This is a genomic window from Nocardia crassostreae, assembly GCF_001613405.1.
Lineage (GTDB): Bacteria > Actinomycetota > Actinomycetes > Mycobacteriales > Mycobacteriaceae > Nocardia > Nocardia crassostreae.
This window is the reverse complement of sequence record NZ_BDCH01000012.1, coordinates 82467-102948: the sequence shown is the minus strand read 5'-3', so window position 1 is coordinate 102948 and position 20482 is coordinate 82467. Positions and strand designations below refer to the sequence as shown.

The following is a 20482-nucleotide window of genomic DNA, read 5'->3' as shown; positions in this document are numbered from 1 at the left end:
TGTGTAGCGTCTGGCTCATCGAAATCCATTGCATTACAGACGGTGTAGCGTGATCGGAATAGACGGCTGCTTGCAGCGCATCATGGGTATTCCCGGTGCGCGGTGCGTGACCCTGGTGGACGGTGCGAGCGGGCTGGCGATCGCCGCGGCCGGGCAGCACGCCCTCGCCGAACAGCACGAAGACGCGGCGGCGACGACCGAGGCGGTGCGCGCCGTACTCGGTTGCCCGGCACTGGCATCCGGCCCCGCCGGGGACGACATCACCGAGATCATTGTCGGCGGTACGCGGGGTTATCACCTACTGACTCTGGTGAACGGCGATTTCGACGGGCGATTGTTCGTTCATGTCCGATTCGATGACGACACCGGCAATCTCGGATTGGCGCGATTCCAGCTGCGTTCCGTTTTGTCGGAATTTGTCGGCGACGACCCCGCGCACAGCACCGGAGATGGCACCGCGCACGGCATCGGAGATGGCAATGCGCGCTGAAATCGCCTCCGAATTGCAGCGATTGCAGGACGAGCGGCGCACCGGCGTACTGCGGGCCGGGGACGGCGCTTTCCATCTCGCCCACGGCGCCATCGCCGCCGCGGAGTGCCGCCGCACCACCGGGCTCGACCGGCTGGTGGTGGAGGCGGGGGTGGCGACGCCCGTCGACTGGCAGCGGGCCGAGGCCGGTGAACCCGACCGCGTGCTGGCCCGGCCCCGGCTGGAAACCTTTGCGCTGCTGGCCGTTTTCGATGCCGCCTACTTCCTGCTCGGCGCACCCGCCGCCGCGGCCGCCGGTCCCGAATTCGAACCGGCGCCCGCGCATTGGCTCGCACCGGCCTGTCAGGTCACGCCGCGCGCGCTGGTGCACGAATGCGCCCGGCGCGGCGATCCGGCGACCGGGCCCTGGCCCGCGGAACTCGCGGACCGCGCGCCGGTGGTTCCGGTGCGCCGCGCCCGGCGGCGGCGCGTCCTGCTGGCCGGCGGGCAGGCCGAGGTCCTGACCGCCGCCGATGCCCGGCGCAGCGTCGCCGCCATTGCCCACGATCTGGGTCGCACCACCTACGGCTGCCTGGTGGCGGTGCGCGATCTGACCGCGGCCGGACTGATCGAACCGCCGGGCGCCGTGCGCATTCCGGTCGTCATGGCCGAATCCATGGTGACCGAACCGGTTTCGGCCGATACCGCGGTCACCGGGCCCCGGCCGCTGGCTCGCCGCCGGGTGCGGCAGACCGTGCAGCAGCCCGCACCCGAACAGTGGGAACCGGCCGATCGGGATGTCCTCATCCGCTTGCGGGCAGCGCTGGAGCAGCTGGCGTGACCGCGCGGAGAACGAAACTCGCAGAACTGATGGGAAGGTTGACCAAGGTGGGGATGTCCGGACCCGAACCGAATGCGGCGGTGCTGGCGGAGCTGCAGGCGCTGCGCACGCGGGTACCGCAGCTGACCGGCACGCTGGTGGCGTCCAATGACGGGCTGCTGGTGGCGCACGATCTGCCGTCGGGGATCGAGCCGAGCACCATGGCCGCCATGGCCGCCGCCCATCTGGCGTTGTCGCACCGGCTGGTCTCCGCCGCGTTCGACGGCGGATTCCACGAGGTCGTGGTGCGCGGCAGCGGCGGGCACGTGGTGATCTACGCGGCCGGGTGGACCTCATTGACCGTCCTGGCCGACGCGGAGGCGAATGTCGGCCGCCTGCACCTCGAGTCACGGCCCGTGGCTCGGGCGATCGCCGATCTCTTGGCGGCCGAGGCGAACGGTTCGGGCCGGAGATCGGCCGACCAGCATCGCGCCACCCCCGACACCGATTGAATTCCCAACCCTGATTGAAAGGAATGCCATTCCCAACATGGACATTACGCTGAAAGACATGATGGTGATCGACGGCGCGATCGGCGCGGCCGTCGTCGACTACAACAGCGGTATGGCGCTAGGCATGCTCGGCAGCTCCAAGTCGCTCGATCTACAGGTCGCGGCCGCGGGCAATACCGAAGTGGTGCGCGCCAAGATGCGCACCATCGACCAGTTGGGGCTCAAGGAGGAGATCGAGGACATCCTCATCACCCTCGCGGGCCAGTACCACATCATCCGCCCCATGACAGGCCGCAAATCCAAGGGCCTGTTCCTCTACCTCGCCCTGGACCGGGGCCGCGCCAACCTCGCCCTGGCCCGCCACCGCCTCAAGGGCATCGAGGAGGACCTCGAAGTTTGAGGGCGGCCTGAAACAAGAAATGGGCGGGCATCGAGAACGATGCCCGCCCATTTCAATTCAGTTGTGCGTCAGCGCTACTAGTCGTTGTTGAAGTAGCTCAGCAGTCGCAGGATCTCGACGTACAGCCAGACCAGGGTCACGGTCAGGCCGAGAGCCACGCCCCACGCGGCCTTCTCCGGCGCCTGGGCGCGGATGAGCTGGTCGGCGGCGTCGAAGTCCATCAGGAAGCTGAAGGCCGCGATGGCAATCCAGACCAGGCTGAAGACGATCGCGATGGGGCCGCCGTCGCGCAGGCCGAAGCCGCCGTCCATGAAGAAGGAGGCGATGAGGTTGCCGAGCATCAGCACCAGGATGCCGATCATGGCGCCCACCAGCATGCGGGTGAAGCGCGGCGTGACGCGGATGGCGCCGGTCTTGTAGACGACCAGCATGCCGAAGAACACGCCGAAGGTACCCAGCACCGCCTGCGCGATGAGCCCGGAACCGCCCGCGCCACCGAAGGAGATATTGGTGAACATGAACGACAGCGCACCGAGGAACAGGCCCTCGAAGGCGGCGTAGCTCAGCACGATGGCCGGATTGTCCTGCTTACGACCGAAGGTCGCGATCATGACGAGAACGAAACCGACCAGACCGCCGACGATCACGAACAGCGGCGCCAGCGAGTTGTTGGCGGCGGTGAGCGCATAGGAGATGATCGCCGTCAGCGTCACCACGCCGAGCGTGATGCCGGTCTTGGTGACCACATCGTCGATGGTGATGGGCCGGGTGGTCGGCACCGCGGGCTGATAGCCCTGCTGGTACCCGTGCGGGCCCTGCGGGGGCTGCTGCCCGTACTGGTTCGTGAACTGTCCGGCTCCAGCGGCCGCCGAGCCGAACCCCGCGTAGCCGCCGCCCTGCTGAGGCGTCAGGTTCTTGAAGACCGGGTTGCTTGTGGTGCGCAAGGCGCGTCCCTTTCTGGAGTCGTGGCGCACGTCGATCGTGGCCTCGTTACTACCGTGCCAACGATCCGTGCCATCGGGAAGTTCCCAGATCGGCACGGATCAGACCTGTCGGACTTTACCCGACCTTTACCGGCAGCGCCGCTCACCTGAAGCGGGGGTTGGCGTGGGGCAAAGCCCCCACACCCCCTCGATCAGCGCAGCTGAGTCATCACCCGTTCCGCGATGAGTTCCAGGTGTTCGAGACCCTGCAGGTCGAGGATCTGCAGGTAGATACGGCTGGTTCCCGCGATATCGGCATAGCGGCCGATCTTCTCGGCGACCTCGTCGGGCGATCCGGCCAGGCCGTTGGCCTTCAGCTCGTCGACCTCACGGCCGATGGCGGCGGCCCGGCGCGCCACCTCGGCATCGGAGCTGCCGACACAGGCGACCAGGACATTGGAGTAGGTGAGCCCGTGCGGATCGCGCCCGGCTTCCTTGGCGGCCTTGCGGACTCGGTCGAACAGGGCGGCGCTGTCCTCGGGCGACTGGAACGGAGCATTGAACTCGTCGGCGTAGCGGGCCGCCAGGCGCGGGGTGCGCTTGGCGCCGGTGCCGCCGATGAGCACGGGGATCTTGGGCTGGGCGGGCTTGGGCAGCGCCGGGGAGTCGGTGAGGGTGAAGTGCTCGCCGGAGTACGAGAACTTCTCGCCCAGCGGGGTTGACCAGAGGCCGGTGATGACGGCCAGTTGCTCCTCGAAGCGGGCGAACTTGTCGGCCGGGAACGGAATGCCGTACGCCGCGTGCTCGGCCTCGAACCAGCCCGCGCCGAAGCCGAATTCGACGCGGCCGCCGGACATGGCGTCGACCTGGGCCACCTGGATCGCGGTGACGCCGGGATGGCGGAAGGTGGCGGCGGTGACCAGGGTGCCGAGGCGGATTCGCTCGGTCTCGCGGGCCAGCCCGGCCAGGGTGATCCAGGCGTCGGTGGGGCCGGGCAGACCGTCCGCATCGCCCATGGCGAGGTAATGGTCGGAGCGGAAGAAGGCGTCGTAGCCAAGGTCCTCGGTGGCCTTCGCCACGGTCAGGAGGGTGTCGTAGCTCGCGCCCTGCTGTGGTTCGGTGAAGATACGAAGATCGATTCGGGCCATGCATCCATTGTGTGCCGGTCGTTCGCTCGGCTCACGATCCGGTCCCCCGGGAGTGGCCGGGATCTCTCAGCGCGCATCGTGCAGACCGCGCACCGACCGGGTGACGGTGAATTTGCGATTGCGGCCCATCACCTCGGTCTTGCCGACCAGGCGCTCCATGACCCCGCGATAGTTGAGGTGGGTGTTGTAGACGGTCCACAGCTCACCGCCGGGCCGCAGTACGCGCCCGGCCTGCTGGAACATCTTGATGGCCGACCCGGTGTGCACGGCCGCGCCGACATTGAAGGGCGGATTGCACAGCACCAGATCGGCGCTGTTGTCCGGTGCGGTGGACATGGCGTCGTCGCGCAGCACCTGAATCCGATCGGCGACCTCGTTGAGTTCGGCGGTGGCGCGGGTGGAGGCGACGGCGGCGGCCGACTGGTCGGTCGCGGTGACCCGGATCTCGGGCCGGGCCTTGGCCAGCGCGACCGCGAGAATGCCGGTGCCGCAGCCAAGATCGATGGCATCGCGGGCATCCGGTTTCATGCGCCGCAGATGGTCGAGCAGGAACCGAGTGCCGATATCGAGCTTGGGGCCGGAGAAGGCCGCGCCGTGCGCGACCACCTCGAGATCCCGGTCGTCTAGCCGATTGCGCACCGGGAACACCGGTTCGCCAACGGCTTTGGGCCCGGTGGCGAGCAGCACGCGCGACTTCTGCCGCCCGCGGCTGGCGCGCACATCGGAGAAGGATTCGGCCAGTATCTCGTTCATGGCCGGGGTCAGGTACTTGTCGCGGCCACCGGCGAACACCCGCACCTCGGGATCGGCGAATCGGGCTATGGCGTCGGCGGTTTCGGCGAGACCCGACAGCGCGCGCGGCAGCCGCCACAGCACCACCGTCACATCCGAGAGCAGTCCGGGGCCGAGTTCGTGAGCGGTGTACCGATCCGCGAGCCCGACCGTGCGCGCATTGCCCGCCAGCGCCAGCTCTCCGGTGAGCAGATCCTGATGGACCCGCACACCGTGCAGCTCGTGCGCGGCTATCGCGCCCAGGGTCAGCGCGCCGTATCCATCGTCGATGACGGCGACCCGCCCGTCCCCCGCCGCAGCCAGGGCCTCGGCCGCCTCATCGAGCAGCAAACGATCGGCAGCGTCCACCGCGTAGAGGTTCACCGCCTCCACATCCGGATACCGCCGCAACCGGCTCAGCACGTCTTCGACCTCGACCACGCCCCTAGTGTGCTAGATCGTTGCCGAGTACTTCCATTCGGGGAAGCCGCTGGTCAGGATTTTCCGCGCGGCATCATGGCCGCGGCCACCACCATGACCACCGCGGCGGCGGCCACGCCGATGAAGACCAGGTGCACGGCGGGCGCCAGATCCTCGGGCGCGGGATGATCCACCCCGCCCACCCGCGAGTTCACCAGCGCGCCGAAGATCGCGACGCCGACCGCGCTGCCGATGGACCGGGCGAACATATTGGTAGAAGTGACCACGCCGCGTTCGGACCAGTCGACGCTGGACTGGGCGGCAATGAGGGTCGGGCTGGCGACCAGGCCCATGCCCGCGCCCACGATGAAGCAGCCGATCGCGACCTACAGCAACGTGGAATTCTCGTTCACGAACAGCAGGGACAGCGCACCGACGGCGCCGAGCACACTGCCGATGACCGAGGTCGCCCGGAAACCGATGCGCAGGTACACATTTCCGGCCTGTGAGGCCGACAGCGGCCAGCCGAGGGTGAGCGCGCCGACGGTCAGTCCGGCGACGAGCGCGCTGGTCCCGAGCACGCCCTGCGCGAAAGTCGGCACATACGAGGTCAATCCGAGCAGGATCGCGCCCACCAGCAGGGACACCAGACTGCTCGCCACCAGCACCCGCCGCGTCAGCACCCACAGCGGCAGCATGGGGTTCTCCGCCCGCCGCTCCACGAATCCGAAGGCCACCAGCAGGACCAAGCCGCCACCGAACAGCGCGAGGCTCTCCGGTGCGTTCCACGCCCACGCGTGCCCGCCTTCCAGCAGACCCAGAATGAGCGCCCCCGCGCCGAGAGTGAGCAGCACCGCCCCGAGGTAGTCGATCCGATGCCGTTGCCGCGGCGCGCTTTCGGTGAACTTCCGCCACACCATCCAGCCCGCCACGGCCGACAGCGGCAGATTGATCAGGAAGATCCACCGCCAGCTGACGTATTCGGAGAACAAACCTCCCAGCAGCGGCCCCAGCACCGAGGACGCTGCCCACACACCCGCCAGATACGCCTGCACCTTGGCGCGCTCGGCCACGGTGTAGATATCGCCCGCGATGGTGATCGACATGGGCGCCACCGCACCCGCCCCGATCCCCTGCACGGCCCGGAAGACGATGAGCGCGATCATGCTCGTCGCCAGCCCACACAGCAGCGAACCGAACGCGAATACCGCGATGCCGAACAGCATGATCGGCTTGCGCCCGACGGTGTCGGCCAGCTTGCCGTAGATGGGCACCGTTACCGCCTGCGCCAGCAGATAGATCGAGAACAGCCAAGGGAATTGGGCGAACCCGCCGAGCTGGTCGGTGATGCTGAGAACGGCCGTCGCGATAATGGTCGAGTCCAGCGCCACCAGACTCGTGGCCAGCATGATCGCGACCAGCACCGGCCCGCGTTCGGACCGTAAGCCGACGGACGTTCCCGCATCGGTGGCCGTCACCGGCAACCCCTTTCGTTAGCCAACCTCAATAACCTAGGGGAACACTCCACCCCCTCGGCTATTCCTTCTCCGGAATTCCGCAGGTCGGAATGTGTTCAGAGGGCGGCGGCGAGCTCCCGCAGGACGGGCAGGCTGACCGAGCCGGAGCCGAGGACCTTGTCGTGGAAGGCCTTGATATCGAAGGCGGTTCCGAGGCGCTGTTCGACGGCGGCGCGCTGGCGGCGGATTTCGAGCTGGCCGACCTTGTAGGCGACGGCCTGGCCGGGCATGGCGATGTAGCGGTCCACCTCGATGCGGATTTCCTCGAGGCCGACGGGGGCATTGGCCACCATGAAGTCGACGGCCTGCTGGCGGGACCAGCCCTTGGCGTGCAGGCCGGTGTCGACGACCAGGCGGCAGGAGCGCCAGGAATCGGCGGCGAGCATGCCGATGCGGTTGAGATCGTCGGGGTACAGGCCCATTTCGTCGGCGAGCCGCTCGGTGTACAGGGCCCAGCCCTCGACGAAGGCCTTGTTGGAGAACGACATTCGCTGGAAGCGCGGCAGGTGGGTCAGCTCGTCGGCGATGGTGAGCTGGAGGTGGTGGCCCGGAATGGCCTCGTGGTACGCGACGGAGGCGGTTTCGAAGCGGTTGCGGCCCTTGGCATCGTGCAGGTTCACGTAGTACGCGCCGGGGCGGGAGCCGTCGGCGGTGGGCGGGAAGTAGTAGGCGGCGGGCGCGTCGGCGGCCAGGAAATCCAGGACGGGGAGGATATCGCAGGACTGCCGGGGCAGCCGCCCGAACCAATTGCCCATCTCGGCATTCGCCGCGGCCAGACAGCGGCGGGCATCGGCCATGATCTCCTCGCCCTCGCTGTACCGCAGCGACGGATCCTCGCGCAGGCGGGCGAAGATCTCGGCCTGATCGGTCAGGCCGAACAGGCGGGAGCCGAGTTCGGCGTATTCGGCGCGCAGCTTGTCCAAATCGTCCAGGCCGAGCTGGTGGATCTCGTCCGCGCCCAGATCCGGCAGGGTGGTGTGCTGGCGCAGCAGGCGGGTGTAGATATTCGCGCCGTCCTCGCCGAGCCAGCTCAGGCCCGGCTGTTCGTCGGAACGCGCCTGCGGCAGCAGCTCATTGGCCAGCACGTCGCGATAGGCGCGGAAGGCGGGGCGGATGACATCCCGAGCCACCTCGGTGAGCTCTGTGCGCCAAGCCTTTTCGCCCTCCCAATCGGCCGGGCCGGGGAAGGTGGTGAACGGATCGGTGGCGAGATCGGAAGCGAGGTAGCCGTCGAGCTGGTTGAGCGAGCGCTCGATGGCAATGCGCGCTGGGCGGCGACCGGCCGCGAGCCCGGCCCGGAAACGATCCGTGGCCTGGGACAGCATTGTGCCGAACTGACGGAAGCGCACCACCAGCTTCGCGGCGTTCTCCGTCTCCGGCGCATTGAGCTGCGGCGCCAGGGTGAGCATGGCCGCGTGTATGCCCGTCATCTGGTCGGAGGCCAGTTCGGCGGGCCGCCACTCCAGATTCGAGACGCCCGAGGCCAATTCGGCCCGCAACAGGCTGCGGGTGGTCCGATCCTCGTCGGTGAGCCGTTCCGGGTCGAGTGCGTCGACCTCGGTCAGCAGACCCCGCCAGGTTTCCAGCAGCCGCTGTTCGGCGGCCTCGGAGAGATCCTCGATCCGGTCATCGAATCGCCTGTCTCCCAACAGGGTTACTTCACTGGGAGCGGATTCGAGCACGGCATCCCAGTAGCGGTCGGCAAGAGCGATCAGTTCCTGGTGCGCATCCATACATCCCATCATGCTCTGATTCAGCGGCGTGGCGGAAGCGGAATTCGCATGAGGTCTTCGGCCACCACGATCTCGCCCGCGAACTGCGCACGCGCTTCGGCGAGGTGCTGGTCGAGGGTGCGGTAGCGCTGGGAGAAGTGCGTGAGGACCAGGGTGCGGACACCGGCGCGGGCGGCGACGGCGGCGGCCTCGCCCGCGGTGAGGTGGCCGAATTCGGCGGCGAGATGGGCGTCGGCGTCGAGGAAGGTGGCCTCGATGACGAGCATGTCGACGCCCGCGGCGAGTTCGTGGACGCCGTCGCAGAGGCGGGTGTCCATGACGAAGGCGAAGCTCTGGCCGGGGCGCGGCTCGCTGACCTCATCGAGGGCGATGGTGCGCCCGTCGAGTTCCACTGCGCCGTCGCGCTGCAAACGGCCGACGGCCGGACCGGAGATGCCGAGCTCGGTGAGTCGTTCGGGCAGGATGCGGCGGCCGTCGGGTTCGGTGATCCGGTAGCCGAACGCCTCCACCGGATGCGAGAGCCGCACCGCGCGCAGGGCGAAAGGCGCTGCGGGCGCGGGCAGTTCACCGGCCTCCGCAATGGGACGCGGCCGCAGTTCGGCGTTCTGGTAGTAGGAGGTGGAGTGGCACAGCCGCTCGTAGTAGCGCTCCCCGGAGGCCGGGTAGTACACATCGACCGGATGCGGCACCTTGTCCAGGCTGATGCGCTGCACCACCCCGGCCAGCCCGAGGCTGTGGTCGCCGTGGAAGTGGGTGATGCCGATGCGGGTGAGATCGGTGGCCGACACCCCGGCGTAGATCATCTGCCGCTGCGTGCCCTCCCCGGGGTCGAAAAGCACCCCTTCGCCATCCCAGCGCAGCAGGTAGCCATTGTGATTGCGCTGTTTGGTCGGTACTTGGCTGGCCGTTCCGAGGATGACCAATTCGCGCTGTGACACGGCGCTCAGGGTACCGCTCGGTCTGCTGAGTGCCCCGCCGCCGAGCCGGGCGCGTCCGGAGCGATACCAGGCAGGGGTATAAGATAGCCGCCGTGGTCGAACAATCCGTGCGCCTCACCCGGTACATCCGGGCGTTCGCGCTGTTCGTCCTGCTCGCCGGAATCATTGCCATGCACATCGCCGTCTTCGGCATGAGTCACGGCTCCGGCCACGCCATGAACTCCATGGCCACGACGGCGGCCGTCCACGACGCCCCCGCGACAGCTGCCGCGGCGCACACCGCCGACCACGGCTCGCACGCCACCGCCGCTCCGGCGTCCACCACCGGCGTCCACGCCCTCGCCGCGGCGCCGATCCGAGCGGTGCTCACCCCCGGCTGCGAATGCGGGGACGGGCATGCCGGAGCCCACGGCTGCGTCTTCGTCCTGGCCGCACTATTGCTCGCACTCGGCCTGGCGCTGCTGGGCTGGGGGGGCCTGCGCGACCGCGAGACCGCCGCCGCGCAGGCGCGACGACTGCGCACACACCGGGCCCGGCCACCGCCGTGGACGGTGCTCACCTTGGCCGAATTGGCGATTCTGCGGGTCTGATGGGCCGCCGCTGCCGCGTATCACGCACGCGGACGCGAGCTTTCGCATGCCCTCAGTCAGGTTCATCAGCAATTGCCAAGGAGTACAACCATGTTCACCCCCACCCGGATCAAGCTCGCCGTCATTACCGGCACCGCCGCCGTCGCCCTCATCGCGGCGGGCTGTAGCTCGGACGATTCGTCCATGCCCGGTATGGATCACGGCAGCTCGTCGACCACCGCGAGCACCTCGGCGCAGGCCGCCACGCGCACCGATTTCGACGAGGACGACGTCATGTTCCTGCAGATGATGTACCCGCATCACGCGCAGGCCATCGATATGGCCAAGCTGGCTCCGAGCCGCACGCAGAATCAGGAACTGCTCACCCTCGCGCAGAACATCGAGAAGGCCCAGGGCCCGGAGATGGCGCAGATCACCACGCTGCTCACGGCTTTCGGCGAGGGCGCGCCGAGCGCCACCACCAGCGGGCACGGCGGCGGCCACGGCGGTATGACCGGCATGATGACCGACGACCAGATGAAGACGCTGGAAACGCTGTCGGGCGCCGAATTCGACAAGCAGTGGCTACAGATGATGATCGAGCACCACACCGGCGCGGTCGATATGGCCAATGCCGAACTCACCGACGGCGTCAACCCGGACGCGCAGGCTATGGCCAAGGCCATCATTACCGGCCAGCAGACCGAGATCGATCAGATGAAGACCATGCTGCGACAGGGCTAACCGACCGCATCAGTGAAATGAGAACGGGTACGCCGTTCCGGCGTACCCGTTGCCCGGCTGTAACCGTCAGCCGATGACCGTATTCATAATGGTGCCGGCACTGGTGGCGGTGGCGCCGCCGATCATGGCCCCCGCCACCATCTTCGGCGAATCCAGCGCGCCGCCACTCCACTTCTCCCAGGCGAACTTGCCGCCGCCGTAGGTAATGGCGGTGACGCCCGACAACATGACGAACCAGGTGAAATACCGGACCAGTTTCATCAGCTTGTCCGCGACCGGAGGCGTCTCCGGTGTCGGATTGCCGATCTGCGCGACGACGTGGGTGCACGTCTCGTGCACGGCGAGAAGCATGCTCACGATCGGTTCCTCTCGGCTGCTGAGATGGTGCTGACGTGGCGGGACTCTGTTCACAACTCTTACTAGTAAGAGCAATTACACATCATCCCGCCAGGTCGGTACGCGACGACACACCATCCGCGGCCAACAAGAGCAGCCGATCAGCTACCGGATTTCCCCAGCGCGGCCCCGGCCTTGCCCAGCAACGAATGCCGCCGGCCGTAGGCGAAGTACACGGCCATGCCGATCACCATCCAGATGATGAACCGCAACCAGGTCTCCACCGACAGGTTGAACATGAGCCACAGGCAGGCCAGCACCGACAGGATCGGAATGAGCGGCACCAGCGGAACCCGGAAGCCGCGATTCAGATCCGGGCGGGTCTTGCGCAGCACGATGACGCCGATCGACACCATGACGAACGCGAACAGCGTGCCGATATTGACCATCTCTTCGAGGGTGCCGAAGTCCACGAACCCGGCCAGCAGCGCGCAGACCACGCCGACGATGACGGTTAGCCGCACCGGCGTTCCATTGTGCCCGGTGTGCGCGAGCTTGCGCGGCAGCAGGCCGTCGCGGGACATGGCGAACAGCACGCGGGTCTGGCCCAGGTACATGACCATGACCACGGTGGTCAGACCGGCCAGGGCGCCGATGGAGATGAGGTTCTTGGCCCAGTCCACGCCGTGCGCCGCGAAGGCGGTGGCCAGCGTCGAATTACCGTCCAGCTCGGTGTAGGGCACCATGCCGGTCAGCACCAGCGACACCGCCACATACAGCACGGTCACGATGGCCAGCGAGCCCAGAATGCCGCGCGGCACATTGCGCTGCGGGTTCTTGGTCTCCTCGGCCGCGGTGGCCACCACGTCGAAACCGATGAAGGCGAAGAACACGATGGAGGCCGCGGCCAGCAGGCCATACCAGCCGAAGGTGCTGTGGCCGCCGCCGGTGACCGCGGAGAACAGGGTCTGGTGCAGACCGCTCGCGCCGCCCTCGGACGGCTTGGACTCCGGCACGTACGGCGACAGGTTGTCCTTGTCGAAGTACTCGAGCCCCACCACGATCACCAGCGCGATGACCGCCAGCTTGATGGCGACCGCGACCGCCGACACCCGCGAGGACAGCTTGGTGCCGCGCGCCAGCAGCACGCCGAGCACCGCGATGATGAGCACCGCGCCCCAGTCGAAGGTGAGCGAGCCGATCTCGATGGTGGTGGCTTTGCCGCCGAGCACCACGCCCAGGTACTGCGACCAGCCCTTGGCGACCACGGAGACGGCGAGGGCGAACTCCAGGAAGAGGTCCCAGCCGATGATCCACGCCGCGATCTCACCGAAGGTGGCGTAGGAGAAGGTGTAGGCGCTGCCCGCGACCGGCACGGTGGAGGCGAATTCGGCGTAGCAGAGCGCGGCCAGGCCACAGGCGACGGCGGCGAAGACGAAGGCCAGCGAGACCGAGGGTCCCGCGAGGTTGCCCGCGGTGCGCGCGGTGAGGGTGAAGATACCCGCGCCGACCACGACCGCGACACCGAAGACGGTGAGGTCCCAGGAGGTCAGGTCCTTGCGGAGTTTGGCATCGGGTTCGTCGGTATCGCGAATGGATTGCTCGACGGATTTGGTGCGGAACAGTCCGCTGCTGCGGCCCGGCTTCGGTCCGGCCGCACTGGGCGTGGGGTCCGAAATCGCCACTGTCTCTCCTATGTCTGGCTTCTCGGCAACAATGCAGTTCAGCACCGGGCGGTCGCAATGTCTTGTGGACGGCAGACAGACCGGTGTCAGGTTTTTCGCCTTCGCATGCGGCCGACAGACAGATCAGCTGGTCCTGCCCCGTATCAAGCTCTCAGTGCCGGGGTGGGACCTGAGTTGTCGGCGTCACACCGAACGTTATCACTCACTGGTACGAACCAGTTCAGCAACCTGTCGGACAACATTCACCCTATTGCACCCGGTCAGAGGCCCGGCGCACGGGCGGCCCGTCCCGATACTGTTTGGGTATGCCGTTCGGGGGAGAGTCCGCCATGGGGGATCCCGATGCCCTCGACCGGGTGCTGGCGGGCGCCCGCGCGGTCGGCGTGCGCGAACTGGGCGGTGATTCGACGCCCGTGCTCTCCGAACGCGACCCGGTTGCCGTCCGAGCGCTGCGCGAGGCGCTGCGCATTGCCGATCTTCCCGGATTCATCTGTATGTGCTGGGGTGATGTGGCGCTGGACTTCTACGATGCCGCGGGCCGACGGCTCACCACCGTGACGCTGCACCACGGGTATTCGGTGCGCTGGGAGGGTTGGGCCGAGGACGCGGTGCTCGCCGACGGGGTGCGGTCCCTGGAATGGCTGGCCGTGCGCGGGGTGACCGGACCGCTGGCCGAATACCGGGCCGCCGAGCGCCGCCGCGAGCAGTCCGAACAGCAGACCCGGCTGTGGGCGGCCCGGATTCCGCCGGTGCTCATCGATTTCCGGCACGACTTCCTCGCGGTGTCGGCGATCGGCAGACTGCCCGAGGACGCCACCATGGCCGCCGTGCGGCGGCGCCTGCTGGCGGCCTATCCGGATCCGGTCGAGCGCCTCACCCTGCTGCTGGCCTGGTTCGCCAGCGGTTCCGGAAAATACTCGGGTTACCCTGCGCACGAAGATGTTCCGGCCGTGCTGGTGGACGGCGAGGCCGAGGCGGATTTCGTGCGCGCCGCCGAGCAGTCCCACGGGCGCGCCGCCGCCGGGGCGGCGCGCTACCTCCGGCGCTGGGACACCCGCAATCGCGTCGACCGGCTGCTGTCGGCGCTGTCCCCCGCCACCCGCCGCAAGATCATCGAACATGCCCATGACGACGAGGACCGCCGCTGGCTGGCCCACCGCATCGCGCGATTGAAATGAGAACGGAGGATGCTGGCCTCATGACGACGGTCGAGTTCCCCGAACACAATGTGGGTCCGAAATTCAAGGGTGAGCGGATCGGGTACTTCCGCGAGACCGCCGGATACGGGCGATACAAGAGCGCTTACCAGGCGGGATTCGACCTGCTGCCGCCCGCGCGCGAATCGGTGGACGTACCGACCCGTTTCGGCACGGTGCGGGCCTATCGCTTCGGCGACGGCCCGGGCACGCCGCTGGTGCTGCTGCCGGGCCGGACGGCGGCCACGCCCATGTGGGCCACGAATCTGCCGAGCCTGCTGGAACTGCGGCCGATCATCACCCTCGACCTGCTGGGCGAGCCCGGACTGAGCGTGCAGTCCGAGCCGCTCGCCGACGGCGTCGATCAGGCCGCCTGGCTGGCCGAGGCGCTGCGCGCGCTGGAACCGGGTCCGGTACACGTGCTGGGCGTGTCGATCGGCGGCTGGTCGGCGATGAACCTGGCCGTCCACCACCCGGATCAGGTGGCCTCGCTGGCCCTGCTGGACGCGCCGGTGGTGTTCGGCGGGTTCAGCTGGAAGGTGGTCGTCATCTCGCTGGGCTCGGTGCTGCCGGGGATGCCGGAGCGCTGGCGCAACAAACTGCTGAGCTGGATCTCCGGCGGGGTGCAGGCGCCCCAGGACATGCCGGAGGGCAGGCTCATCGCCTCCGGCATGCGCGATTTCGCGGCCTTCTTGCCGATGGCGAAACAGCCTGCCAAACAACAGCTTTCGGCTGTCACCGCACCGGTGCTCGGGATCTACGCGGGGCGCAGCATCGTGCACAACTCGCGCCGGATCGCCGCGCGAGCGCGCACACTGCTGCCCGCCGCGCAGATCGAGGTGTGACCGGAGGCCTCGCACGCCATCAATGGCGAGTTCCCGCAGGAGATCGCGGATCGGATGCGCAAGTTCCTCGGCGAGGTCGAACCCGGCTGATCAGGGCACCGGCGCCGATCAAGGCACGAGTACCGCGCGACCGCGAATCTGGCCTTTGTCCAAGCGCTGGAAGGCTTCCGGGCCGTCGGCGAGATCGAAGCGCTCGACCTCCATGTGCAGTTTGCCCGCCTGCGCCAGGGCCACGCAGGCGTGCAGGTCGCTTCTGGTGCCGCCCAGGGACTTCCGCACGGTGGCGCCCCACGGCCAGCCGGGCCCGCCTGCGGGTCCGGCGGTGATCTCCGGTGCGCCGCCGCCGATTCCGACCATGCGATAGGCGCCGTTCGGGGCCACGGTCTCCACGGCCAGTTTGGCGGTGGCATCGACCCCGACGAAGTCGAAAACGGCCTCCGCGCCGCGCCCGCCGGTCAGCTCGAGAATCTGCGCGACGGTGCTCTCGTCGGAGAGAATGCCCAGGTCCGCACCGCAATCGGCGGCCAACTCCAGCTTCTCCTTCGCCACGTCCACCGCAATGACGCGCACCCCGGTAACGGCCCGCAGAATCTGCACCGCCACATGCCCGAGACCGCCGATGCCGATGGCGACGGCGGTGCCGCCGGGCCGCAGCACATCCCGCGCGCCGCGAATCGCGTGGTACGCGGTGAGCGCCGCATCGGCCACCGGCGCGGCCTGCAGGAAGTCCAGATCGCCGATGGGCACGAACGTATTCGCCGGAATCCGAACGTATTCCGCCATTCCGCCCTCGATGGTGAGCCCGGGACACGGCGGCATGGCCACCCGACCGGCGGCCAGGCAGACGTTCTCATTGCCGCTCACGCATTCGCGGCACACTCCGCAGGTCCAGAACAGGTACACCAGTCCGCGCTCGCCGATCTCGCGCCCGCTCACATCGGAGCCGACGGCCTCGATGGTCCCGGCGATCTCGTGGCCGAGGGTGAGCGGATCCTCGCGCAGCCGGATGGGGAAGTTGACCAGGGTCAGGTCCGAATGGCAGACGCCCGCCGCGCCGACCCGCAGCAGCAGGTCATTGGGTCCGATCTCGGGGACCGGAATGTCGTTGACCGCCACGGTTTCCGGGCCGGTCCACTGGAGTGCGCGCATGGTGCTTCCTTGGATTCGAGCTTGTGATCTGGCGCACAACGTAACACTCGCTATACACTGCGTCTAGCGAATGACGGAATGTCTAACGATGTTCTCCGAAACGCTCCCGCAAAATGAGACTCGAGTCTAGGCTGCCGTCCCATGAGTGCCGCTGGATCGGGCCGCAGGCCCAATGGACAACCCCGGATCGCCATTGCCGGGGCCGGAATCTCCGGGATCGCCATGGCCGTCGCCCTGCAGCGGGCCTGATTCACCGAGTTCACGATCTACGAGAAGGCCGATGATTACGGCGGCACCTGGCGCGACAACACCTATCCCGGGCTGACCTGCGATGTGCCGTCGCGGTACTACCAGTTCCGATTCGCCATGAATCCCGAATGGTCGCAGCTGTATTCGACCGGATCGGAGATCAAGGACTATCTGGTCGGGGTGGCGCGCGAACACGGTCTGCCGCGGCGCACGCGCTTCGGCGCGGAGGTGGTCGGGGCGGAGTTCACCGACGACGGGTGGCGGGTCACGCTGTCCACCGGGGAGGTGGAGCGGTTCGACTTCCTCATGTGCGCAACCGGATTCCTGCATCACCCCAATACGCCCGATATCCCCGGGCTGGCGGATTTCGACGGGCCGGTCATGCACTCGGCGCGGTGGGATCACACGGTGGAGCTGACCGGTCGGCGGGTCGGCGTGATCGGGACCGGTTCGACCGGAACGCAACTGGTGTGCGCGCTGGCCGGGACGGTGCCGGAGGTGACGTTGTTCCAACGCACCCCGCAATGGATTCTGCCGACGGTCAACCGACCGTATTCACCGCTGGCCAAGGCCGTGTACCGGCGGCTGCCGGTGCTGAGTTCGCTTGTCTACCGGGTGCATCGGGCGATCTTCGCGGCCTTCTCACAGGGCCTGGTGCACCCGGGGCGGATCCGTAGTTTCATCCAGTGGGTGGTCGAGCGGAATCTGCGCTCGGTCCAGGATCCGGAGCTGCGACGCAAGCTGACCCCGGACTATCAGGCCATGTGCAAGCGGCTGGTCGTGTCGGATCGCTTCTACGCGGCCGTGCAGCGGCCGGACGTCGAGTTGGTCACCAGCGGCATCGACCAGGTGAAGCCGGGCGGGGTAGTCACCGTCGACGGCGCGCTGCACGAGCTCGACATCCTGGTGCTGGCAACGGGATTCGATTCGCACGCCTTCATGCGGCCGATGGCGATCACCGGGACCGGGGGCCGCACCCTGGACCAGGCGTGGGCGGAGGGGCCGCGCGCCTTCGAGGGCGTCATGATGCCGGACTTCCCCAATCTGTTCATGCTCGTCGGGCCGCACAGCCCGTTCGCCAATCATCCGCTCACGGCGGTGGCGGAGGCTCAGTCGGATCGTATTGTCGGATGGCTGAAGCGTTGGCGGGCAGGGGAATTAGTGACGGTCGCGCCCACCGAGGCGGCCACCCTGCGCTACAACGCGAGACTGCGCGCCGCCGCGCCGAGCACGGTGTGGACCACCGGTTGCCGCAGTTGGTATCTGGGCAAGGACGGATTGCCGGAATTGTGGCCCTGGAGTCCGGGCCGGTACGAGAAACTCATTCGCAGCCAACCGGATCCGGCGGACTACCGGCTCGGGAAATGAGGGCGGTCGTGCTGATTCCACTTCCTGTCATGCGCTTCGGCGCCCGCCTGACCAGCCGGATCGGTTTCGGGGCGGCGCCCGATTGGGCGCGGGTGCGGCAGCGCATGGATGCGAGCACCCGCTTCGCCCGGGTACCGCGCGGGGTGGCGATCACGGCGGACGAGCTGGGCGGGCGGCCGGTGGAAATCCTCACTCCGCGTGACGCTCCGGCCGATGCGGCGGTGCTCTACCTGCACGGCGGCGGATTCACCGTCGGCTCACCGCAGATGGCTCGGCCGTACTCGGGGGCCATTGCCGCCGCCATGGGAACCGCGCTGTACTCGCTGGATTACCGGCTGGCTCCGGAGCATCCGTATCCGGCGGCCATCGACGATGCGGTGGCCGCGTATCGCGCGCTGCTGGATCGCGGAATTCCGGCGGGACGCATTGCGGTTGCGGGTGATTCGGCAGGGGGTACGCTCACACTGGATCTGGCGCTGCGGGCACGCGATGAGGGCTTGCCCGCACCAGCCGTCCTCGGGCTCATCTGCCCGGCCACCGACTTCACCTCGGATTCCCGCTCCTACCGGGCGGATACGAGCCGGGAGCCGCTGCTCACGGCGGAGCTCATAGCCCAGTTCACCGAGACCTATCTGCCCGGCATGTCGCAGGAGCAGCGCCGCGCGGTGTCGCCGGTGTACCGCGATATCACCGCGCTGCCGCCCATGGTGTTGCAGACCGCCGGTGACGATCCGCTGGCCGCCGATGCCCGGCGTTTCGCCGAATTGGCCGCGAAATCCGGTGCCCCGCTGCGGCATCGCGAATTCCGCGGGGTGTGGCATGTGTTCCACGCCTGGCCGATCGCACCCGCGCGGGAGGCGATCCGGGATCTGTCGGCGGCGCTGTCCGAGGGTATCTACGGCCACCGCACCGGCTATCGCTCAGGGCAGTAGGCGGTGCGCGGCCCCGGTCAGCATGTCGCGCACCCGGTCGAGGGGTTGCGCGAGCATGCACATGCTGGTGAAGGCCGCCAGCAGCAATTGCCCGAGCACATAGATGATTTCGGCGCGTTCCCCGGCGGGCACCGAATCGCCCAGCAGCTCCTCGAACCGATCCATCCACAGGCCGTACAACGCTTGGCGTTCCAGCTCCGCGGTGCGATCGCCGGAGATCACGGCGGACACCACCGCCGTGCACAGCGGCAGTTCGGCGGCCGTGTGCTCCATGATGGCCGCCAGCATGGCGGCGGCCTGCTCGGCCGGGCGTCCCGCACCGTCAGCGCCGTGGCCGTCACCGCTGGCGGACAGGAACTCGGCGGTCACCTCCCGCGCCCATTCCGCGCCGACGGCCGTGAGCAATTGGTCCTTGCTGCCGAAATAGCGATACACCGTCGCGCGCGCCAACTGGGCGCGATCGGCGACGGCGTGCATGGTCACCGCGGCGTATCCGCCCGCCGTCGCGAGTTCGCGCGCCGCGTCGAGCAGCCGTTGCCGCCGTTCCCGCTGGCTGTCCGACAGCGGGTGCACGGTCGTGAACGTGGTGGGACGCGATGGCATGCGCTCATTGTGAACGGCTGCGCGGTGAGCGCCGCCCGCACCCCGATTTCTCGTCGAACCCTGTTACAGCCCTGGAGGACTCCATTCCCGCTCCCGAATACACCCCCGCCACCGGGGTCATAGTCACCGGCGGCGCGTCCGGTATCGGCCTAGCCTGCGCGGTGGCGCTGGCCGAAGTGGGCAGGCCGGTCGCGCTGTGGGATCTGGCGGGCGAGGCCGCGCGCCTGGCCGCCGCGACCATTGCGGACAAGTACGCGGTGGCGGCCGTCGGCGTGGGCATCGATGTCACCGATACCGCCGATGTGGAGGCCGCCGTCGGACCCACCCGCGAGGCCCTGGGCAGTATCGGCGGACTGGTGCACGCGGCGGGCATCGTACGCGCGGAACCGGTCGGCTATCTGGACGCCGGAAAGTGGGATGCCGTGCTCGATGTGAACCTGCGCGCGCAAGCCCTCGTCACCCAGGCCATTCTCAGTGATCTGCAAGGCAATCCGGGGTCGGCGATCGTCGGGATCTCCTCCATCGAGGCGTTCCTCGGCCAGGCGTTCATTCCCGCCTACTGCGCGTCCAAGGCCGGATTGCTCGGCCTGACCCGCGCCCTCGCGCATCAACTCGGCAGCAGCGGGGTGCGCGTGAACGCCGTCTGCCCCGGCTACATCGATACGCCGATGATGCGGAACAACGTGCCGCAGGAAGTCATCGACCAGGAGGCCGCGCGTGCGATTTTCCGCAGGCTCGGCGCGCCCGAGGAAGTCGCTCGCGCGGTGCGATTCCTACTCGGCGATGAAGCATCGTTCATTACGGGCATCCATCTCACCGTGGACGGGGGCGTCACCGCCATCGGCGGCCAGTAGACAGGTCAGCGCCGGGCGGCGTGCTCCCCGAGTTCGAGGTCGATGAATGCGCCGATCATGGCCCGCCACACGGCTTCCGCGACGGCGGGTTCCAACCCGGCGGCGGTGGCGCGCTCCTTGGCCAGTGCCACCACCCGCTCCACCCGATCCGGGGCGCGCACGGCCTGCTCGTCGGATTTGAATCCGGCTGCGGCGCGAACGAGTTCCTGCCGTTGGGCCAGCAGGCGAATCAGTTCGCCGTCGAGGGCGTCGATGCGGGTGCGGACTTCGGCGAGCGATTGTGGAGCGGACACGATTGTCG

At 68.1% G+C, this 20482-nt stretch carries 20 protein-coding genes and 2 pseudogenes; 11 read left to right on the top strand and 11 right to left on the bottom strand.

Annotation, left to right across the window (positions count from 1 at the left end; translation table 11 throughout):
* The first annotated feature begins 49 nt into the window (after positions 1-49).
* From NC4_RS07220 to NC4_RS07205, 4 genes are read left to right on the top strand one after another with little or no spacing between them, the layout of a single operon-like run.
* Complete coding sequence (locus NC4_RS07220) at positions 50-490, top strand: hypothetical protein (protein ID WP_067534145.1); 441 nt, start codon at positions 50-52, stop codon at positions 488-490.
* Complete coding sequence (locus NC4_RS07215; protein ID WP_067534143.1) at positions 480-1310, top strand: hypothetical protein; 831 nt, start codon at positions 480-482, stop codon at positions 1308-1310. Before NC4_RS07220 ends, NC4_RS07215 begins: the two co-directional genes overlap by 11 nt.
* A 53-nt stretch (positions 1311-1363) precedes the next feature.
* Positions 1364-1801, top strand: a complete 438-nt coding sequence (locus NC4_RS07210; RefSeq protein WP_084528833.1) for a roadblock/LC7 domain-containing protein — start codon at positions 1364-1366, stop codon at positions 1799-1801.
* A gap of 37 nt (positions 1802-1838) precedes the next feature.
* The gene (locus NC4_RS07205) at positions 1839-2201 is read left to right on the top strand and encodes a hypothetical protein (protein WP_439957486.1); all 363 of its coding nucleotides are present in this window, start codon (positions 1839-1841) and stop codon (positions 2199-2201) included.
* Between the two features lie 77 nt (positions 2202-2278).
* On the opposite strand, the gene NC4_RS07200 is transcribed toward NC4_RS07205, so the two are convergent.
* The 6 genes and pseudogenes from NC4_RS07200 to NC4_RS07175 all read right to left on the bottom strand — a co-directional run bounded on the left by NC4_RS07200 (position 2279) and on the right by NC4_RS07175 (position 9651).
* On the bottom strand, positions 2279-3145 hold the full coding sequence (locus NC4_RS07200) for a Bax inhibitor-1/YccA family protein (RefSeq protein WP_067534133.1): 867 nt from the start codon (positions 3143-3145) through the stop codon (positions 2279-2281).
* A gap of 191 nt (positions 3146-3336) precedes the next feature.
* Positions 3337-4263: an LLM class F420-dependent oxidoreductase gene (locus NC4_RS07195; RefSeq protein ID WP_067535888.1), complete on the bottom strand. Its 927-nt coding sequence runs from the start codon at positions 4261-4263 to the stop codon at positions 3337-3339.
* A gap of 75 nt (positions 4264-4338) precedes the next feature.
* On the bottom strand, positions 4339-5484 hold the full coding sequence (locus NC4_RS07190; protein WP_067534132.1) for a class I SAM-dependent methyltransferase: 1146 nt from the start codon (positions 5482-5484) through the stop codon (positions 4339-4341).
* Between the two features lie 53 nt (positions 5485-5537).
* Positions 5538-6941: pseudogene (locus tag NC4_RS07185) on the bottom strand (MDR family MFS transporter).
* Positions 6942-7036: 95 nt separating this feature from the next.
* Entirely contained in the window at positions 7037-8713 is a 1677-nt protein-coding gene (locus NC4_RS07180; RefSeq protein ID WP_245721543.1) for a DUF885 domain-containing protein, read from the bottom strand.
* A gap of 20 nt (positions 8714-8733) precedes the next feature.
* The gene (locus tag NC4_RS07175) at positions 8734-9651 is read right to left on the bottom strand and encodes a ribonuclease Z (RefSeq protein WP_067534126.1); all 918 of its coding nucleotides are present in this window, start codon (positions 9649-9651) and stop codon (positions 8734-8736) included.
* Positions 9652-9743: 92 nt separating this feature from the next.
* Here NC4_RS07175 and NC4_RS07170 point away from each other — a divergent pair, with 92 nt between their 5' ends.
* Together NC4_RS07170 and NC4_RS07165 are read left to right on the top strand one after the other, a co-directional pair.
* Positions 9744-10241, top strand: a complete 498-nt coding sequence (locus NC4_RS07170) for a hypothetical protein (protein WP_067534121.1) — start codon at positions 9744-9746, stop codon at positions 10239-10241.
* Positions 10242-10331: 90 nt separating this feature from the next.
* Entirely contained in the window at positions 10332-10964 is a 633-nt protein-coding gene (locus NC4_RS07165; RefSeq protein ID WP_067534118.1) for a DUF305 domain-containing protein, read from the top strand.
* 66 nt (positions 10965-11030) lie between these two features.
* On the opposite strand, the gene NC4_RS07160 is transcribed toward NC4_RS07165, so the two are convergent.
* Together NC4_RS07160 and NC4_RS07155 are read right to left on the bottom strand one after the other, a co-directional pair.
* Positions 11031-11315, bottom strand: a complete 285-nt coding sequence (locus NC4_RS07160; RefSeq protein WP_174566843.1) for a hypothetical protein — start codon at positions 11313-11315, stop codon at positions 11031-11033.
* A gap of 146 nt (positions 11316-11461) precedes the next feature.
* Positions 11462-12985 carry an APC family permease gene (locus NC4_RS07155; protein ID WP_067534116.1) on the bottom strand — a complete coding sequence of 508 codons (1524 nt, stop codon included), beginning with the start codon at positions 12983-12985 and terminating at the stop codon, positions 11462-11464.
* Between the two features lie 305 nt (positions 12986-13290).
* Here NC4_RS07155 and NC4_RS07150 point away from each other — a divergent pair, with 305 nt between their 5' ends.
* Positions 13291-14163, top strand: a complete 873-nt coding sequence (locus NC4_RS07150) for a hypothetical protein (RefSeq protein ID WP_157554352.1) — start codon at positions 13291-13293, stop codon at positions 14161-14163.
* 20 nt (positions 14164-14183) lie between these two features.
* Complete coding sequence (locus NC4_RS07145; RefSeq protein WP_218020944.1) at positions 14184-15026, top strand: alpha/beta fold hydrolase; 843 nt, start codon at positions 14184-14186, stop codon at positions 15024-15026.
* A gap of 108 nt (positions 15027-15134) precedes the next feature.
* On the opposite strand, the gene NC4_RS07140 is transcribed toward NC4_RS07145, so the two are convergent.
* Positions 15135-16175, bottom strand: coding sequence for an NAD(P)-dependent alcohol dehydrogenase (locus tag NC4_RS07140; RefSeq protein ID WP_067534110.1), 1041 nt, complete (start codon positions 16173-16175; stop codon positions 15135-15137).
* 141 nt (positions 16176-16316) lie between these two features.
* On the opposite strand from NC4_RS07140, the pseudogene NC4_RS07135 reads away from it, so the two are divergent.
* Positions 16317-17792: pseudogene (locus tag NC4_RS07135) on the top strand (flavin-containing monooxygenase).
* Positions 17793-17800: 8 nt separating this feature from the next.
* Positions 17801-18724: an alpha/beta hydrolase gene (locus NC4_RS07130; RefSeq protein ID WP_169814741.1), complete on the top strand. Its 924-nt coding sequence runs from the start codon at positions 17801-17803 to the stop codon at positions 18722-18724.
* Here NC4_RS07130 and NC4_RS07125 read toward each other — a convergent pair.
* On the bottom strand, positions 18713-19327 hold the full coding sequence (locus tag NC4_RS07125) for a TetR/AcrR family transcriptional regulator (protein ID WP_067534102.1): 615 nt from the start codon (positions 19325-19327) through the stop codon (positions 18713-18715). The genes NC4_RS07130 and NC4_RS07125 overlap by 12 nt on opposite strands.
* Between NC4_RS07125 and NC4_RS07120 the strand changes: the two genes are divergently transcribed.
* On the top strand, positions 19321-20181 hold the full coding sequence (locus NC4_RS07120; protein ID WP_084528651.1) for an SDR family NAD(P)-dependent oxidoreductase: 861 nt from the start codon (positions 19321-19323) through the stop codon (positions 20179-20181). The two genes, NC4_RS07125 and NC4_RS07120, sit on opposite strands and share 7 nt — an antisense overlap.
* Before the next feature lie 5 nt (positions 20182-20186).
* On the opposite strand, the gene NC4_RS07115 is transcribed toward NC4_RS07120, so the two are convergent.
* Entirely contained in the window at positions 20187-20474 is a 288-nt protein-coding gene (locus tag NC4_RS07115) for a chorismate mutase (protein WP_245721542.1), read from the bottom strand.
* Between the last annotated feature and the right edge of the window lie 8 nt (positions 20475-20482).

Bases quoted from the DNA above. Each gene is read 5' to 3' on its own strand.
- NC4_RS07120 (WP_084528651.1), top strand. From the start codon at position 19,321: ATGGCATGCGCTCATTGTGAACGGCTGCGCGGTGAGCGCCGCCCGCAC.
- NC4_RS07140 (WP_067534110.1), bottom strand. From the start codon at position 16,175: ATGCGCGCACTCCAGTGGACCGGCCCGGAAACCGTGGCGGTCAACGAC.
- NC4_RS07215 (WP_067534143.1), top strand. From the start codon at position 480: ATGCGCGCTGAAATCGCCTCCGAATTGCAGCGATTGCAGGACGAGCGG.
- NC4_RS07150 (WP_157554352.1), top strand. From the start codon at position 13,291: ATGCCGTTCGGGGGAGAGTCCGCCATGGGGGATCCCGATGCCCTCGAC.
- NC4_RS07165 (WP_067534118.1), top strand. From the start codon at position 10,332: ATGTTCACCCCCACCCGGATCAAGCTCGCCGTCATTACCGGCACCGCC.
- NC4_RS07205 (WP_439957486.1), top strand. From the start codon at position 1,839: ATGGACATTACGCTGAAAGACATGATGGTGATCGACGGCGCGATCGGC.
- NC4_RS07210 (WP_084528833.1), top strand. From the start codon at position 1,364: ATGTCCGGACCCGAACCGAATGCGGCGGTGCTGGCGGAGCTGCAGGCG.
- NC4_RS07160 (WP_174566843.1), bottom strand. From the start codon at position 11,315: ATGCTTCTCGCCGTGCACGAGACGTGCACCCACGTCGTCGCGCAGATC.
- NC4_RS07180 (WP_245721543.1), bottom strand. From the start codon at position 8,713: ATGGATGCGCACCAGGAACTGATCGCTCTTGCCGACCGCTACTGGGAT.
- NC4_RS07125 (WP_067534102.1), bottom strand. From the start codon at position 19,327: ATGCCATCGCGTCCCACCACGTTCACGACCGTGCACCCGCTGTCGGAC.
- NC4_RS07145 (WP_218020944.1), top strand. From the start codon at position 14,184: ATGACGACGGTCGAGTTCCCCGAACACAATGTGGGTCCGAAATTCAAG.